Origin of the sequence: Nocardia sp. NPDC019395 (assembly GCF_040632335.1) — a bacterium.
In the GTDB taxonomy this organism is placed as follows: Bacteria; Actinomycetota; Actinomycetes; order Mycobacteriales; family Mycobacteriaceae; genus Nocardia.
Genome location: NZ_JBEYBT010000001.1, coordinates 1,626,455 through 1,642,181, shown reverse-complemented (window position 1 = coordinate 1,642,181; position 15,727 = coordinate 1,626,455). Strand labels below are relative to the sequence as shown.

At 67.5% G+C, this 15,727-nt stretch carries 14 protein-coding genes; 7 read left to right on the top strand and 7 right to left on the bottom strand.

The window, feature by feature from the left end; genetic code table 11:
- Nucleotides 1–18: 18 nt before the first annotated feature.
- Entirely contained in the window at nucleotides 19–930 is a 912-nt protein-coding gene (locus ABZ827_RS06800; protein ID WP_357233544.1) for a helix-turn-helix domain-containing protein, read from the bottom strand.
- An 81-nt stretch (nucleotides 931–1,011) separates the two neighbouring features.
- Between ABZ827_RS06800 and ABZ827_RS06795 the strand changes: the two genes are divergently transcribed.
- From ABZ827_RS06795 to ABZ827_RS06785, 3 genes are read left to right on the top strand one after another with little or no spacing between them, the layout of a single operon-like run.
- Nucleotides 1,012–2,175 (top strand): hypothetical protein, encoded by a 1,164-nt coding sequence (locus tag ABZ827_RS06795; RefSeq protein ID WP_357233543.1) that lies wholly within the window; start codon nucleotides 1,012–1,014, stop codon nucleotides 2,173–2,175.
- Nucleotides 2,175–2,951 (top strand): SDR family oxidoreductase, encoded by a 777-nt coding sequence (locus ABZ827_RS06790; protein WP_357233541.1) that lies wholly within the window; start codon nucleotides 2,175–2,177, stop codon nucleotides 2,949–2,951. The genes ABZ827_RS06795 and ABZ827_RS06790 overlap by 1 nt, the downstream gene beginning before the upstream one ends.
- A gap of 14 nt (nucleotides 2,952–2,965) precedes the next feature.
- On the top strand, nucleotides 2,966–4,138 hold the full coding sequence (locus tag ABZ827_RS06785; protein ID WP_357233539.1) for a sulfotransferase: 1,173 nt from the start codon (nucleotides 2,966–2,968) through the stop codon (nucleotides 4,136–4,138).
- 89 nt (nucleotides 4,139–4,227) lie between these two features.
- Here ABZ827_RS06785 and ABZ827_RS06780 read toward each other — a convergent pair whose 3' ends face one another.
- The 3 genes from ABZ827_RS06780 to ABZ827_RS06770 form a co-directional block, all read right to left on the bottom strand.
- Nucleotides 4,228–4,503, bottom strand: coding sequence for a hypothetical protein (locus ABZ827_RS06780; protein WP_357233537.1), 276 nt, complete (start codon nucleotides 4,501–4,503; stop codon nucleotides 4,228–4,230).
- Entirely contained in the window at nucleotides 4,500–4,997 is a 498-nt protein-coding gene (locus ABZ827_RS06775; RefSeq protein WP_357233535.1) for a hypothetical protein, read from the bottom strand. Before ABZ827_RS06775 ends, ABZ827_RS06780 begins: the two co-directional genes overlap by 4 nt.
- A gap of 121 nt (nucleotides 4,998–5,118) precedes the next feature.
- A complete protein-coding gene (locus ABZ827_RS06770) occupies nucleotides 5,119–5,787 on the bottom strand; it encodes a PaaI family thioesterase (RefSeq protein WP_357233533.1) in 669 nt (222 codons plus the stop codon).
- Between the two features lie 225 nt (nucleotides 5,788–6,012).
- Here ABZ827_RS06770 and ABZ827_RS06765 point away from each other — a divergent pair, with 225 nt between their 5' ends.
- The 3 genes from ABZ827_RS06765 to ABZ827_RS06755 all read left to right on the top strand — a co-directional run bounded on the left by ABZ827_RS06765 (nucleotide 6,013) and on the right by ABZ827_RS06755 (nucleotide 8,805).
- Nucleotides 6,013–6,471, top strand: coding sequence for a thioredoxin domain-containing protein (locus tag ABZ827_RS06765; RefSeq protein WP_357233532.1), 459 nt, complete (start codon nucleotides 6,013–6,015; stop codon nucleotides 6,469–6,471).
- Complete coding sequence (locus tag ABZ827_RS06760) at nucleotides 6,447–7,883, top strand: serine/threonine-protein kinase (protein WP_357233530.1); 1,437 nt, start codon at nucleotides 6,447–6,449, stop codon at nucleotides 7,881–7,883. The genes ABZ827_RS06765 and ABZ827_RS06760 overlap by 25 nt, the downstream gene beginning before the upstream one ends.
- A gap of 100 nt (nucleotides 7,884–7,983) precedes the next feature.
- Nucleotides 7,984–8,805: an IclR family transcriptional regulator gene (locus ABZ827_RS06755; RefSeq protein ID WP_357233528.1), complete on the top strand. Its 822-nt coding sequence runs from the start codon at nucleotides 7,984–7,986 to the stop codon at nucleotides 8,803–8,805.
- Between the two features lie 21 nt (nucleotides 8,806–8,826).
- Here the strand turns inward: ABZ827_RS06755 and ABZ827_RS06750 are convergent, their stop codons facing one another.
- The 3 genes from ABZ827_RS06750 to ABZ827_RS06740 form a co-directional block, all read right to left on the bottom strand.
- Nucleotides 8,827–10,527 carry an FAD-binding dehydrogenase gene (locus ABZ827_RS06750; protein WP_357233526.1) on the bottom strand — a complete coding sequence of 567 codons (1,701 nt, stop codon included), beginning with the start codon at nucleotides 10,525–10,527 and terminating at the stop codon, nucleotides 8,827–8,829.
- Nucleotides 10,528–10,617: 90 nt separating this feature from the next.
- The gene (locus ABZ827_RS06745) at nucleotides 10,618–11,301 is read right to left on the bottom strand and encodes a biliverdin-producing heme oxygenase (RefSeq protein WP_357233524.1); all 684 of its coding nucleotides are present in this window, start codon (nucleotides 11,299–11,301) and stop codon (nucleotides 10,618–10,620) included.
- Between the two features lie 137 nt (nucleotides 11,302–11,438).
- Nucleotides 11,439–13,355 (bottom strand): threonine/serine exporter family protein, encoded by a 1,917-nt coding sequence (locus ABZ827_RS06740; protein WP_357233522.1) that lies wholly within the window; start codon nucleotides 13,353–13,355, stop codon nucleotides 11,439–11,441.
- Nucleotides 13,356–13,790: 435 nt separating this feature from the next.
- On the opposite strand from ABZ827_RS06740, the gene ABZ827_RS06735 reads away from it, so the two are divergent.
- Complete coding sequence (locus ABZ827_RS06735) at nucleotides 13,791–15,722, top strand: acyl-CoA dehydrogenase (protein ID WP_357233520.1); 1,932 nt, start codon at nucleotides 13,791–13,793, stop codon at nucleotides 15,720–15,722.
- Nucleotides 15,723–15,727: the final 5 nt, after the last annotated feature.

The following is a 15,727-nucleotide window of genomic DNA, read 5'->3' as shown; positions in this document are numbered from 1 at the left end:
AACACGTTTCTGTTGCGGTCAACGGTGGTGCGGCGGGAACCCGCCGGCCGCGGCGGTGACCGCGTCGGCCGCCGCGGCCAATGCGGTACCCCGCCGGACGATCTCGGCGCCGGTGATCGGCCGGCCCACGTACATGGTGAGCACCAGTTGCTGGCGGCCGTCGGTGTCGTACGTCGGTGCCGCGAGCAGGCTCACCGGATGCTCCTTGCGGGGCCGTAGGTCGGCACCCAGGTAAACCCGTTCGCCGAGGGTGGTCACCAACTCTGCCACGGCGGTGCGCAGCTCATCGGGCAATTCGTGGCCGCCGACGCCCGCCAGCATCGAGTACAGCTGCCGGCCGGCCCCGGTCATGCTCTCCACCAGGTAGCCGCGCTCCCGGCATTCGGCGACGATCCGGCGCAGCCGGGTCTCATCCTGCTGGAGGGGCACGGTGGGCGGCGTGGTGAGCCAGGCGTCCAAGGCGGCATCGGTATCCCAGAGCACATACATCAGGCCGACCGGCGGTGCGAAACGATAGGTCGCCCCCACGCGCACCATCGCCGGCCCGGCGCTGTCGAGGACGCTGATCCGTTCGCCGACCACGGCGGAGGCGGTGCAGGTGGTGGCGTATATCGCGCTGAGACGTTCCAGTTCGGGGTGGGCGAGGCCGGCGATGGCGAAACTGTCCTGGGCGACCCGCCCCGCGGCGATCAGTGCCGGACCGGGCCCGTAGTCACGGGTGCGGGGGTCGCGAGTGAGGTAGCCGGCGGCAGTGAGTTCGGTGACGATTCCGAGGCAGGTGGGCTTGGCCAGGCCCAGGTCGCGGGCTATTTCCGAGAGTCCGGCCCGCCGGCCGCGCCGGGCGGTGACGTAGTCGATCACCTGGATCACGCGCTGGGTGGGGGCCGAGCGCCGGCCCACGTCACGCACCTCCGGCAGTCCTGCTGCCATTGACCACTCCTAGAACAGGTTCTAATCTTCTCGATATCAGAATGTACCAGGGCGGTACATATATGGAACACCGGGAGTATCGTGCTGACCCAGCCGTTCGCGGACTCGATCGCCGCCGCCGAGGAAATCATCAAGGGCGCCCCCCATATCCGCACCGAACAGGATCTGGCCGAGGGCTACGACTACCTGGCGGGCAGTATCCGGGCCGCCATCCAGATGTCATGGGCCTTCGAGCGGGACTTCCCGTTCTTCGTGGCATCCACCGGGCCCTACACCAAGATGGGCCTGGACAACCCGGATACGCTCTATTGGCACGCCAATCTGCGCCCCGACGCGGAATACGTGGTCGACGGCACCCGGGGCACCACCCGTGACCTGAGTTTCCAGGTCCTCAACGGCAACTATTCGCCGAGCGAGGTGCCCGGCGGGGAAACCGCCTTCGACGACCGCTCCATCGATATCGCCGCCGACGGGAGCTACCAGCTGACCCTGGGCCCCGGCCCGGGCGGACGTAACCACATCCAGCTCGCCCCCGACGCGACCATGCTCGCGGTGCGCGAGGTCTACGGTGACTGGGCGAACGAGAAGGCCGGCACCGTCCGTATCAGCCGGGTCGACACCGTCGGTGACGCGCCGCCCGCGATCAGCACCGATCTGATGGCGAAACGGTACGAGGTCGCGGGCAAGATGCTGGTCTCCCGGCTGAAGACCTTCCTCGCCTTCCCCGAGTGGTTCTACCTGAACCTGCCGGTGAACACCATGACCGAACCTCGCCGCACGCCCGGCGGGCTGTCCACCCAGTTCTCCTCGGTCGGCCACTACGAACTCACCGGCGATCAGGTCATGATCCTGACCGTGCCCAAATCCGACGCCCCCTACCAGGGCTTCCAGCTCGGCAGTATGTGGTACCTCTCGCTGGACTACATCAACCATCAGACCAGCCTCAATGCCGATCAGGCGAATGTGGATCCGGACGGCATGATCCGCCTGGTGATCAGCGAACGCGACCCGGGCCTGGCCAACTGGATCGAACGGACCGGCCACGAGCGCGCCTATATGCAGTTCCGCTGGCAACGCCTGTCGCGCGATATGAAACCCGAGGACGGGCCGACGGTGGAGTTGGTGTCGTTCGACGATCTGCCGAACCGGCTGCCCTACTACCAGGAGTCGCGGATAACCCCGGAGGACTGGAAGGCCAGGATCGCCGGCCGCCAGGCCGCGGTGGCGGAAAGGATGCTGGGCTGATGCTGTTGCGGGACAAAGTCGTCGTCGTCTCGGGTATCGGGCCCGGACTGGGTCAGGCGATCGCGGTACAGAGCGCGAAAGCCGGTGCGAATGTGGTGCTGGCCTCGCGCACCGAGAAGCGGCTGCGCAAAGTCGCCGCCGAAATCGAGGAACTGGGCCGGCGGGCCTTGGTGGTGCCGACCGACATCACCGACGACGCGGCGGCGCAGGAACTGGTGCGTGCCACACAGGAGGAATTCGGCCGGGTGGACGCGCTGGTGAACAACGCGTTCGCCATGCCACCGATGGCCGACCTGACCGATGTGGCGTTCGACGATCTGCGCACGAGCCTCGAAACCAATGTCTTCGCCGCGCTGCGCCTGACCCGGCTGTTCGCGCCCGCGCTCGCCGAGCAGAACGGTTCGGTGGTGATGATCAACTCGGCGGTGCTGCGGCATTCGCGGCAACCGTACGGCCCCTACAAGATGACCAAGACCACGCTGCTCGCGCTGGCGCAGAGCCTGGCCACCGAACTGGGTCCGCGGGGGATCCGGGTGAACTCGGTGGCGCCGGGCTGGATCTGGGCCGACACCCTGAAATGGTATTTCGACTACCTGGCCCAGGAGCGCGGGATCACCGCCGCCGAGGTCTACACCGAAACCGCGGCCGATATCGACCTGCGGCGGCTGCCCGAACCCGACGAAATCGCCGACGCCGTCGTCTTCTTCGCCTCCGAGATGTCCCGGGCGATCACCGGGACCTGTCTCGATGTGAACTGCGGCGAATTCCACCACTGAGGGAGAGAACAGAAATGATCGGCAGGGAAGACGTCGGAACGATCGACGATCTGCACGCCTCCGCCACCAAGGTGATCGGCCTGGACGATTTCGGCACGGACGACTACCGCGCCGGGCTGTCGGTACTACTCGACTCCTACGCCAACGACGCCGAACTCACCCCGTTCGGCAACAAGGTCAATCGCGCGTTCCTGCGCGGCGCGCTCATCGCGCGGGCGCTGAGCGAATCCGGGTGGAAACAGTATCCGCAGCACGCCGAGGTCACGATCGATCGCCCGATCTTCGTCACCGGCCTGCCGCGTTCGGGCACCACGGCGGTGCACCGCCTGCTCACCGCCGATCCGGGCCATCAGGGCCTGGAGATGTGGCTGACCGAGATGCCGCAGCCCCGCCCGCCGCGGGAGACCTGGGAACAGAATCCGGTGTTCCAGCAGTTGCAGGCCGGCTACGAGAAGCACCATGTCGAAAATCCGGAATTCATGGGCGTGCACCATATTTCCGCCGACCAGGTGGAGGAGTGCTGGCAGTTGCTGCGGCAGTCGGCGATGTCGATCTCCTACGAATGCCTGGGCTATCTGCCGCGATACTCCGAATGGTTACGTGACCAGGACTGGACGCCCGCGTACGCCCGCCATCGCCGGAATCTGCAGCTGATCGGACTCAACGACCCCGACCGGCGGTGGGTGTTGAAGAATCCGAGCCACCTGTTCGCGCTCGACGCCCTGCTCGCGGTCTATCCCGACGCACTGGTCATCCAGATGCACCGGCAGCCGCGCACCATCGTGGCCTCGGTCTGCAGTCTGAACGAACAGGCGACCGCGGGCTGGTCGGACAAGTTCCGCGGGCCGGTGGTGGGGTCGGCGCAGCTCGAACTGTGGTCACGGGGCGCGCGGACATTCCTCGCGGACCGCGCGAAATACCCCGCCGCGCAGTTCTGCGATGTGTACTACGAGGATTTCGTCACCGACCCGATCGGTACCGCCGAGCGGATCTACGCGCAGTTCGGTCTCGAACTCACCGATACCGCACGCACGCAGATGGCAGCTCTGCACAGCGAATCCACATCGGGCGCGGCGCGCCCGGCGCACAAGTACTCGCTGACCGATTTCGGTCTCACGCCCGAACAGGTCGACGAGGCTTTCGCACCGTATCTCGCCGAGCACTATCCGGGCGGCAGCCGTAATTAGCCGAGCGCCGGAGAGCGGACGGACCGGCACGCCTATCCGGGTGTGCCGGTGCGGTTGCGCGCACCACCCGGCCGCGGCCGAAACGGAGGTTACTGCTCCGCCACCAGATAGCGGTCCCAGACCTGTGCCGTCCGATAGGGACCGTCGCCGTCGGCGTCGTACTGGGATTCGTCGAATCGAACCCAGTAGACCAGTTCTCCGGGGCGGGCACTGGACAGTGTGACCGGCGCCGGCGGCTCGGGTGTGTAATCGACGGTCCCGAAGAACTCGTCGCGCCACGGACCTTCCCATTCGGGATCGTGGATCACCTTCACGCGGGTGCCCGCCGGAAGGGCAGAATCGGGCAGGTCGTTTTCCTCGCTCATCGGTTCGGCTCCGTTCGATCCTTGAATTTGAAGTCCGCGACCTCACGCGTATTCGGGTTGCGCACGTAGTGGATCTCGATGTCGTGCACTGTCATGCTCATCTTCACCCACCCGTCCTCGGCCGGCCACCGCGGGTCTTTCAGCCGGACATTGGTCAGCACATCACCGTATTCGGCATTCTCGCGGACCAAACTGATGGCCTCGGCCTCCTCCCGGCTACCGGGCGTGGTGCGGCCGGTGGACTTCTGGGATTCGGTCTGCAGTTCGCCGGGTGTTTTGCGATGGTCGACGGTGCGTGCGATCGCCACGTGCGGTTCACCGTTGATCCGCACCTCGAAGGGGCGGTCGACCTTGTCGAAGGTATTGAGCGCACTGTTGGTTCGGTGGCTCGTATCCTCGAGTACACGAGCTGTGAACGAGCTGATCGACCCGGTGAGTTGCCTGATTTTCTCGAGCTGCTCCCGAGCCAGGACGACCACGCGCCTGGATTGCACAGTCCCACACCTCCCCGGTCACCCCGCGCGATGCGCCTCTTCAGCCCAGGTTATTGCATGGGCCCGCCGCTGTTACGGAATCCCGCCGCAGGGTGGCATAGGCGCATTCACGGTCGAGGCCTCAGGGCTGGCCGGGTTTCAGGACGATGAACAGCCCGTGAGCTTCGGCGCAGAGCCGGTCGCCGTCGTGCAGGGTGGCCTTGATCCAGACCTTGCGGCCCTCCTGGCGTTCGCCCCAGGCGCGCAGTCTCAGTTCCTTGTTCAGCGGTGTGATAGCCCGGTAATCGACGGTGAGCGAGGCCGTCCGGGTGACCGAGCCGGAATACACCGAACCCGCCAGACCCATCAGATCGTCGAAGCCCAGCGAGATGTACCCGCCGTGCGCCGCCGCGTTACCGCCCAAGTGGAAGGTGCGGTAGGTGATCCGTGCGTCCACCCCGTCGGGTTCGGCGCGGTCCACGCGGTAGGGCGGCAGGGTCACATTCCCCCGGGACGGTAGATCGAACCGGGTCCAGCCGGGTGCGTCCCATTCGTTGTGCACGTGCACGGCCAGCCGGTCGTTGAGCTTCTCGAGGATGCCGGCCGCTTCCTGCACCAGATCATCGGGCGGCACCGCCAGCCGGGCCCGGTCCATGAGCGTCCGTACCTGTTCGACGAAATCGCCGTAGTGGGGGCCGCCGCGACTGGTGTCCACCGCATGGACCTGGTCCATCAGCTCCGACATCGGCCGGAATCCGCCCTCATGGTGCTCCGCGTTGGGGAGTACGTTCCCGGCCTCGTTTTCGCTCATGAGAACACGTTATCGTTCGGACCGGGGATCGCTGCCGGCCGGGGCGCTCACGCGCGTCCGCCGACCGGGCGCTCCCGCCCTGCTCGAGCCGCGTAGGCTGCCGGACTATCGGCTGCCCGGTAGCACCCTTTCACCGGGCGGCCGAAGCCCGTCCGTGCGAGGATTTCCGGATGGGGTGATATCTGTACGCGGGGCGGTCGGCTCGGGCCGCCGGGAGGACGACACATGCCGACGATGCCACTGACCCAGCAGAACTTCCAGACGGTCGTGGCCACCAACCACATTGTGCTGGTGGATTTCTGGGCGACCTGGTGTGGATGGTGCACCCGGTTCGCCCCGGTCTACGAGGCATCCGCGGAGACCCACCCCGATATCGTGCACGCGACGGTCGAGGCCGAGGCCGAACCCGCGCTGGCCGCCGCCGGTCAGGTCGACCGGTACCCGTGGGTCATGGTGTTCCGCGAGGGCCTGCTGGTGTATTCCAAGGCCGGTTTCCTGCCCGGCGATCAGCTCGAAGAACTCGTCCAGCAGGTGCGGTGGATGGATATGGAGACCTTCCGCCGCGAACACGGGCAGCAGGCAGGCGGGGAGAAGGGTCCCGTGGTGGAGGATCAACCGGCCGGCCGGGCCGGGCCCGCGCCGGGACCCCATACCTACGGATGGCCGGGACTGCGGTCGGCGTGAACGGCGGGCTCGAACCGGGGCGGGTATTCGCCGGCTACCGCATCGAGCGTCTGCTCGGCGCCGGTGGGATGGGGGAGGTGTACCTGGCCCGCGACCGTGATCTCCCGCGTCCGGTCGCGTTGAAACTGCTGAACCCGGTGGTCGGCGACGACCGTGATATCCGGGCCCGGTTCCTGCGCGAGGCCGATACCGCGGCGCGGCTCTCCCATCCGAATATCGTTGCCGTATACGCCCGCGGTGAGGAAGAGAACCGCCTCTGGATGGCGATGCAGTACGTCGAGGGCACCGATGTCGCGGCGGTGCTGGCTCGCGGGCCCATCCGGCCGGACCACGCGGTGCGGATCACCGAGGAGACCGCCCGCGCCCTCGGCCACGCGCATACCGCCGGCGTGCTGCACCGGGACGTGAAACCCGCGAACATCCTGCTGGCCTGGGGAGAACAACAGCAGGTTTATCTGTCCGATTTCGGTATCGCCAAAGCACTCGACCGTAGCGACGGCCTCACCCGTACCGGCGAGTTGTACGCCAGCTTCCACTACGCGGCGCCCGAATACTTCGAGATGCGCCCGGATATCGACCGCCGCGCCGATGTGTATTCCCTCGGCTGCACGCTGTACTACATGCTCACCGGGCGTCTGCCGTATCCGGCCACGTCCACGGGCGCGCTGATCAACGCCCATCTCAACGCTCCCGTACCGCTGCCCTCGGCGGTCGATCCGCGTTTGCCGCGCGGTTTCGACGGGGTGATCGCCAAAGCGATGGCGAAGAACCCGAACGAGCGTTTCGGCGACTGCGGTGAACTCGCGCAGGCGGCTCGCCGGGCGCTCACCGATACCGCGGTCACCATGCCGGCCGTACTGCCGACGCCACCGGTCGCCCCGCCACGCGACCGGAACAGGCGCCGATTCGTGCTCGTACCGCTGGCGGTGGCGGCCGTCCTCGCGGTCGTCGGAGCGGTTGTCTGGTTCACCGGTATCTTGCGACCCGCCGATGCCGGGCCCGGCGTCGGTCCGGTGACCCCACCGGCGGACGCGAAGGCCGCCGCCGAACAGGCCGCGTGCGAATACTCCTCACTGGTGGGGAGTTACGACTACGCGGATCCGGCGGGCTGGGAGCAGAAAGTGCAGGCCGGTGCCACCGGGCAGTGGAAGAACCAGGCCGCGACGGTCCTGCCGATGGCCCGGGTGCTCATCTCCTCCGACCCCGAGCGGTCCCGGGTCGATACGGCCACCTGCGTGGCGACCATGAGCGCGAACGAAACCCGCGCCGACGTGCAGGTACAGCTCACCACCCGCAACGCCGAACCGGGGGAGGCCGAGACAACCAAGGAACTGTCGGTGTCCACGGTGATGGAACTCGTCGACGGTCGCTGGCTGTGCAGCGTGTTCAACGCACCCTTCATGCCGGGCTGAACTCGGCTGTGATGGTTTGCACACGGCCGGAACGGGGCATCGTCGATAGCGTCCCGTTCGCTACGCATAAGCTGGCCGGGCTGCACGATGGAGGTAAGTCTTGACGGTCGAGGTACTGGCCGACCCGGAACCGGGCGGGTCGTGGCAGGGCAGGCAACAGCCGGTCCGCTCCGCTCCGCCGGTATCGATGATCGAGCGGATGACACTGATACTGGACGCGTTCGCACCCGCCACACCGGTTCTCACATTGCACGACCTGGTGGAACGAACCGGCCTGCCGCGTTCCACCGTGCACCGCATCCTGGACCAGATGATCCGGCTGCGCTGGCTCGCGCATTCACCCGGCGGCTACCGCCTGGGGCTGCGGGCACTGGAACTGGGCGGGCTGGCCGCCGGGCACAACGAACTGCGCGCAGTGATCGGCCCGCTACTGCACGAATTGTGTCAGCGGATCGCCGCGGTCGGGCATCTCGGTGTGCTCGACGGCCGGGACGTGGTCTATCTGGACAAGACCGGGGGCCGGTACAGCGCCACCGTCCCGACCCGGATCGGCGGCCGGCTGCCCGCGCACAGCACCGCCCTCGGCAAGGCACTGCTGGCCAGCCTGGATCCGGGTGTGGTCGAAACATCGCTGCGCGAACAGCTTCCCCGCCTCACCTCCCGCACGATCGGGGACCGGCTGGAATTGCACCGCGAGCTGGTGCGGATCCGGAACCGGCAGGGAGTGGCGGTCGACAACGAGGAGGCGGTGGCCGGTATCGGCTGTGTCGCGGTACCCGTACGGCGGCGTGGTGTCGCCGTGGCCGCGCTATCGCTGTCCACTCGAATCGGTGCTGGCCGCCCGGCCATCGATACGGGCCGCCAGGCCCGGCAACTGGCCGCGCTGGCCACCGAGGCGGGACGGTTGCTCTCCCGCGAGTGACCGGCGGCCGGTGACCGCGGGTCAGGCAGTGCCGAGCAATCGGGCAAGCGCCCGGCCTGCCGCCCGGCCGGAGAAGATGCACCCGCCGAGGAAGGTGCCCTCCAGCGCGTTGTAGCCGTGCACACCGCCACCACCGAATCCGGCGACCTCACCCGCGGCGTACAGCCCGGGCAGGGGAGAGCCATCGGGGCGGATCACCTGTGAATCCAGATCCGTCTGCAGACCGCCCAGCGTTTTACGGGTCAGGATGTTCAGCCGGACCGCGATGAGCGGCCCCGCGGCCGGATCGAGGATCCGGTGCGGTTTCGCGACGCGCGCGGTTTTGTCGCCGAAGAAATTGCGGGCATTGTGAATCGCCGTGACCTGGGCGTCCTTGCTGAACTTGTTGGCGATCTCCCGGTCGCGCGCCACGATCTGGCGTTCCAGATCATCGTGGTCGAGTCGCGGACCCCGGGCGATCGCGTTCATCCCGTCCACCAGCTCGCGCAGGCTATCGGCCACCACGAAATCGACGCCGTGCTCCTTGAACGCTTCCACCGGGGCGGGTGCGCCCTTGGTGAACCTGCTGCGCACGGTGGAGAGCCGGTCCTTGCTGGTGATATCCGGATTCTGCTCCGAACCCGAGAGTGCGAACTCCTTCTCGATGATCGCCTGGGTCAGTACGAACCACGAATAGTCATGGCCGGTGGCCAGGATGGCTTTCATCGTGGTGTTCGTATCGAAACCCGGGAAGCAGGGCGCCGGGAGCCGACGGCCTGTCGCGTCGAACCACAGCGACGACGGGCCGGGAATGATGCGGATCGCGTGATCGGGCCAGATCGGATCCCAGTTGTTGATTCCCTCGGTGTAATGCCACATGCGGTCCCGGTTCACCAGGGCACCGCCGGCGGATTCGGCGATACCGAGCATCCTGCCGTCCACATGGGCGGGTACACCGGAGATCATGGTGCGCGGCGCCGGACCGAGGCGATCGACCGGCCAGTTCCGGCGGATGAGATCGTGATTGTGGCCGATACCGCCGGAAGTGACCAGGACGGCCTTCGCGTGGAACTCGAAATCGTCCACCACGGTGCGTGAGGTCGCCACTCCTCGTGGCAGTTCGGTCGGTTCGAGCACACTGCCCCGGACGCCGTTGACCGTACCGTCGCGCACGATCAGTTCGTCGACCCGATGCCGGAACGCGAAGCGGACCAGGCCGTTGCGTTCGGCTTCGAGGACCGGGTTCAGGAAGATCTCCAGCACACCGGGGCCGGTCCCCCAGGAGATATGGAACCGCGGCACCGAGTTGCCGTGCCCGTCGGCCAGCGCCCCGCCGCGTTCGGCCCACCCGACCAGCGGCGTCACCCGCAGCCCGAGGTCGTACAGATAGTCCCGCTTCTCGGTGGCCGCGAACCGGACGTAGGCCTCCGCCCACTGCCGCGCCCAGTGGTCCTCGTCGTCGCGGTCGAATCCGGCCGACCCGAGCCAGTCCTGCAGCGCGAGTTCGTAGGAGTCGTGGATACCGAGCCGCCGCTGTTCCGGGCTGTCGACGAAGAACAGGCCGCCGAGCGACCAGAATGCCTGTCCGCCGATATTGTTGCGATTCTCCTGATCGACAACGAGGACGCGGTGCCCGGCCCGGGTCAGTTCGTAGGTGGCGACGAGACCGGCCAGTCCGGCGCCGACAACGACCACGGGATAGTCGTCGGCGGATACCCGGTCGCCAGGAGAGGTTTCGGACACGGTTCACCCTTCGCTCACGGTGTATACCGGCGGGAATGTATCAGACGGCCCGCCTGATCGGGCCCTGTCAGCCCGAGCGGTGCCGGGGTTCTACGACGGGCGCCGGGCCGGGAATTCCGCGGCGAGTTCGGTGAACAGCGCCCGGTTCAGGACGAAGGCCCGCTTACCCTCGTCCAGGATGCGGCGCTGTTCGAGTTCGTTCACGCCGATCCGGTCCAGCAAGGCGCGGTATTCGCGTTTGAACGCCGCCGGATTGCCGATCCGGTCGAAGACGTAGAACCGTACGCCGTCCCCACGATGCGGTAGGTCCCACAGCTTCTCGGCATGGCCTCGAATCACCTGGCCACCCGACAGATCGCCCAGATAACGCGTGTAGTGATGGGCAATGTAGCCACCGGGCCAGGTCCGGGCGCATTCTTCGATCCGCGCGGCGTAGGCCGCGGTCGCGGGGAGCGGGGCCAGTTCCGTACGCCAGCCCGAGCCGGCCAGATGTGTCAGGTCGCGTTCCAGTTCCGCGGTGCGCGCGAGCTCCGGTTTGATGAACGGGCCCGCCACCGGATCCGCGGCGAGCTCCGCACTGTGCCGTTCCAGGGCCCGGTAGATGAACCACAGCTGGCCGGTATAACGCCGGTAGGAGTCGATACCGAGTGAACCGTCGAGCATCTCGCTGATGAAGGTCGAATTCTCCGCCGCCTCGTGCTCCTGGGCGGTGGCCTCCCGGATACGCGCGGAGAACGGGGTGGCCGGATCGGTGGTCTCGGTGGTCTCCGGCATCGAACGAACCTTCCTGCGAACGCGGTGTGGATTCACCGCCCGATCACTCGATCGGCGGTGGCACGGTGTTCACCGTGCCACCGCCGACGGCCGACAACCCGACGATACCGGGCGGATACCGCCGGTGGGGATGTCCGTCAGTCGGCGTCGGGACGCAGTGCGGCGGGTTGCGGCTCGGTCGGGAACAGCCGCGGTTCGCCCGCGCCGACACCGACCGGCTCCAGAGGCGGAGTGAGCGGCATCGCCGCGGTGGGCAGGATGTCCTCTGCCAGTCCCAGAGGTGCGGTGGGCAAGGCCAGCAGATCCGCGGGGAGGACCGGCATCTCCAGCGTTTCGGGCGAGGAAACCCCGGATACCGCCTGGGCCGGCTGACCCGGGCGTACGGATACGGCCGAACTCAGCGGCGCGGAATCCAGATCGCGGGTCCACCTCCCGCGATCGACGCTGGGAATCGGCGCCCGGCCCCGCGTGGCGGGCTCGGAGATCTGTGGCAACTGCCCGGCCGCGGGGAACCCGACCGGCACCTCCGGCGAGGCCATGACCGCGGCGGGCGCCGCGCCCAGCACTGGACTGTGGCGGCGACCCAGCGGCGCGGCCCGCCGCTTGCGCAGGTTCACCGACTGCAGATGTTTGGCCAGGTTCACCGTGGGCAGGCGCTTGCGCTTGACCACCGGACGCCGCAGCGCGCCGAACTTGCGCAGGATCGGCGGACGGCGCACCGTCCGGTCGAACCATTCGCCGAGGGTCACCCCACCGGCCAGCGCGCAGCCGATACCGAACGCGGCCAGCAGTTGGTCGGCGCCGCGGGTGATCTCGTCGTTGAGCATGCCGTACAGCCCGCGGTACACGCTCAGACCGGGCAACAGCGGGGTGATACCCGCGAGCGCGATGACCAGCGGCGGGGTCAGCGTGCGGCGGGCGAACAGACCACCGAACAGGCCGATCACGATGGCCGCCGCGCCCGCGGCGATCACCGGCCCGAATCCGGTCGCCATGACCAGCAGGTAGCAGATGGCGCCCATGGCGCCGCTGGTCGCGGCCGCGGCCAGCGCCCGCTTCTCCGCATAGCAGGCCAGCGAGAACGCCAGCGCCGCCACGGCGCCGGCCAGCACCTGAACGGGAAGATTCGTCAGCGCGTGCCCGGGACCGAGATCCAGCGGCACCGTCGCGTCGAACATCTCGCCGATGCGCAGGGTGAGTGCGATACCGGCGATGATCCCGCCGGTCATCATCAGCAGCTCGAGCATGCGTGCCGCCGCCGTGACCGGCGCCCCGGTGATGGCGTCCTGTACCGAGCCCACGAGGCTCAGTCCACTGAGCAGCACCGTGATCCCGGCCGCGATGATCAGTGTGGGATTCACTGAGATACCCATCGGTTCGGCGAACGCCGCCAGCGCTACCGCCGGGGTGGCGGCGATCGCACCACCCACCAGATGCTGGAAGAAGAACGGCAGACCGTACCGGTTGAGCGCCCTGTTGGTGCGGTCGATCACCGCGGTGGTGACGAAGCTGAGCGCGACGACGAGTACGCCGCCGCCGAGCAGCAGGGAGATCGCCGCGGCCATCAGCGACCAGCCGAAGGTGGCCGTCCAGCGCTTGTACGGGTGCGGTGCCGAGGTGATGGCATCCAGCGCGGCGCGCGCTTCCTGCGGCGGGACGACCTCGCGGCGGATCCGCCGGGTCAGCCGATCGACCGCGGCGAGCCGGGTGAAGTCCAGCGAGCGGTACTGCACCACCCGCATCGAGCTGGCCGGTGGCAGTTGGCTGCCGCGGTGCACGTAGATGCGGATGGAGTTGTAGGTGACCTCGACATCGCACGCCGACAGACCGTAGGTGGCGGCGATGAAACGCACTGTGGTCTGGGTGTCGGTAACCGCGGTACCCGACGCCAGCACGACCTCGCCCATCCGCACAGCCAGATCCAGCACCTCGGCGACCGCGGCGTCATCGGCGAGATCGATCGGCTGCAGCGGGGCAGGGGCAGAGACGATCGTATCGGCGGTGGCGGGACGGTCGGCGACCAATTTCTTGATGGCGCCGGTGATTCCGGGCAAGCGCAAGGGAGTACTCCGAGAAGCGGAATAACCCGACGAGTCCGGAGAGATCTGTGGTGTGGAAGTCGCTCCTTCCGAGAATCCTTGCGCAGCCATAGCCGCGAAGGTAGTGGCCGGAGGCACCGCTTTTCCACCGAAAACCGGGCCGAATGAATGTGACGTTCGTTACGTACTGGTTTATTCGATGTTTCGAATGGAGAAAAGGATCCGTTTGCGCAGGTTGAACGCGCTTCTCTCGATGGCGTCGGTCCCCAGGGCGCGAGTGTTACGTAGCGCGCATCGAAGGTTCTCGCGCGGACCTCCGGCACTCCGGTACTCGCCGTCCATGTCCGCCGGACGACAGCGCCGAGGCGTCCTCACGCATATCTCTGACACGGGGGCTACACGCGGTCTGTCGGAAGGCTTCACTTCGATACGCCGATTAGGGTCGGAGGTATGAGCACCGGGAGCACTGCGACGGCACAGTATTTACGGCAGGCACTGGACGGGCCGTGGGGTGAGGTCCGGGAGGAGGCGCGTACCCAGCTCGCGGACGGGCGGTTCGCCGGCGATCCCGGCCTGGATCTCCCCGCGGCGCGCGCCCGGGTGCTGGACCAGATGCGGGAGATCGCGAAACTCGGTTTGGCCGAACGCGGTTTCCGGCGGGAGCACGGCGGCACCGGCGAACCCGGTGCGGCCGTCGTGGGTTTGGAGATGCTGGCCTACGCGGACCTGTCGCTCTGGGTGAAATCCGGCGTGCAGTGGGGTCTGTTCGGCGGCGCGGTGGAGAACCTGGGCACCGAACGGCACAGCGACTACATCCGTCGCCTGATCTCGCTGGATCTGCTCGGTTGTTTCGCGATGACCGAATCCGGGCACGGCAGCGATGTGGCGAACCTGGAGACCACCGCCACCTACGATCCGGCCACCGAGGAGTTCGTGGTCCACACACCCACCCCGTCGGCACGCAAGGACTACATCGGGGGTGCCGCCGAACACGCGCGGATGGCGGCGGTCTTCGCCCAGCTGCGCACCCCGTCGGGCGAGCACGGTGTGCACTGCCTGCTGGTGCCGATCCGCGACGAGGACGGTAACGATCTGCCCGGTGTCACCACTTACGACGACGGCCGCAAAGGTGGCCTGCCGGGGGTGGACAACGGCCGGATCGTTTTCGACCGGGTGCGGGTGCCGCGGGAGAATCTGCTCAATCGCTATGCCGATGTCGCGCGGGACGGCACCTACAGTTCCGATATCGACAATCCCAGCCGGCGTTTCTTCACCACCCTGGGCACTCTGGTCCGCGGCCGGGTGAGTGTCGGCGGTGCCGCGGCCGCCGGTGCCCGGGTCGCGTTGAGTATCGCGGTGCGATACGCGCTGAAACGCCGCCAGTTCGGTAATCCGGACGACGGCGGGGAAACCCTGCTCCTGGACTACCGGATGCATCAGCGCCGGCTACTGCCGTTGCTGGCCCGCTCCTACGCGCTGGCCTTCGCGCAGAACGACCTGGTCCGCCGGATGCATCTGGTGCAGACCGGGCAGGATCTCGATCCGCACGCGCAGCGGGCCCTGGAGAAGCGGGCGGCGGGCCTGAAGGTGGCGCAGACCCGGCACGCGACCACCGCCATCCAGGAATGCCGCGAGGCGTGTGGCGGTGCCGGATATCTCACGGAGAACCGCCTGGTCACGCTGAAGGCCGATACCGATGTGTTCACCACCTTCGAAGGCGACAACGTGGTGCTCACCCAGCTGGTCGCCAAGGAGATCCTCACCGCCTATGCCGACGAGGTCCGCGACCTCGACGCGCTCGGCTGGGTTCGGTTCGCCGCGACCATGGCCGGAGATGTAGTGCGTAAACGTTCGGGCGTGCGGCAACTGATCCAGACCCTGCGCGACCGAAGCGGTGAGACCGTCGACGAAGGCGACCTGGGCAAACGTGCCACCCAGCTGCAGCTGTTCGCCGACCGCGAGGACTATCTGACCCGCACCGCCGCGCACCGGCTCCGCGCCCGCGCGGAGGAGACCGGGCCGTTCGAGGCGTTCAACAACGCGCAGGACCATATCCTCGCCGCCGGGTCCGCCCATATCGATCGGCTGGTGCTCGAGGCCTTCATCGAAGGTATCGCCGATATCGAGGACGAACAGGCGCGGGCTCTCGCCGAAACCGTCTGCGATCTGTATGTGTACTCGCTGCTCGAGGACAACTCGGCCTGGTTCATCATGCACAGGTTCATCTCGGTCGAACGGGCCAAGGCGGTGCGGCGCGGAGTGAACGAACTGGTCGACCGGCTCCGCCCGGACGCACTCACCCTGGTCGAAGGGCTGGGAGTGCCGGAGTCCATGCTGGGCGCCGCCATGCTCGACGACGCGAGCGTGTACGACCGGCGCTGAGTTTC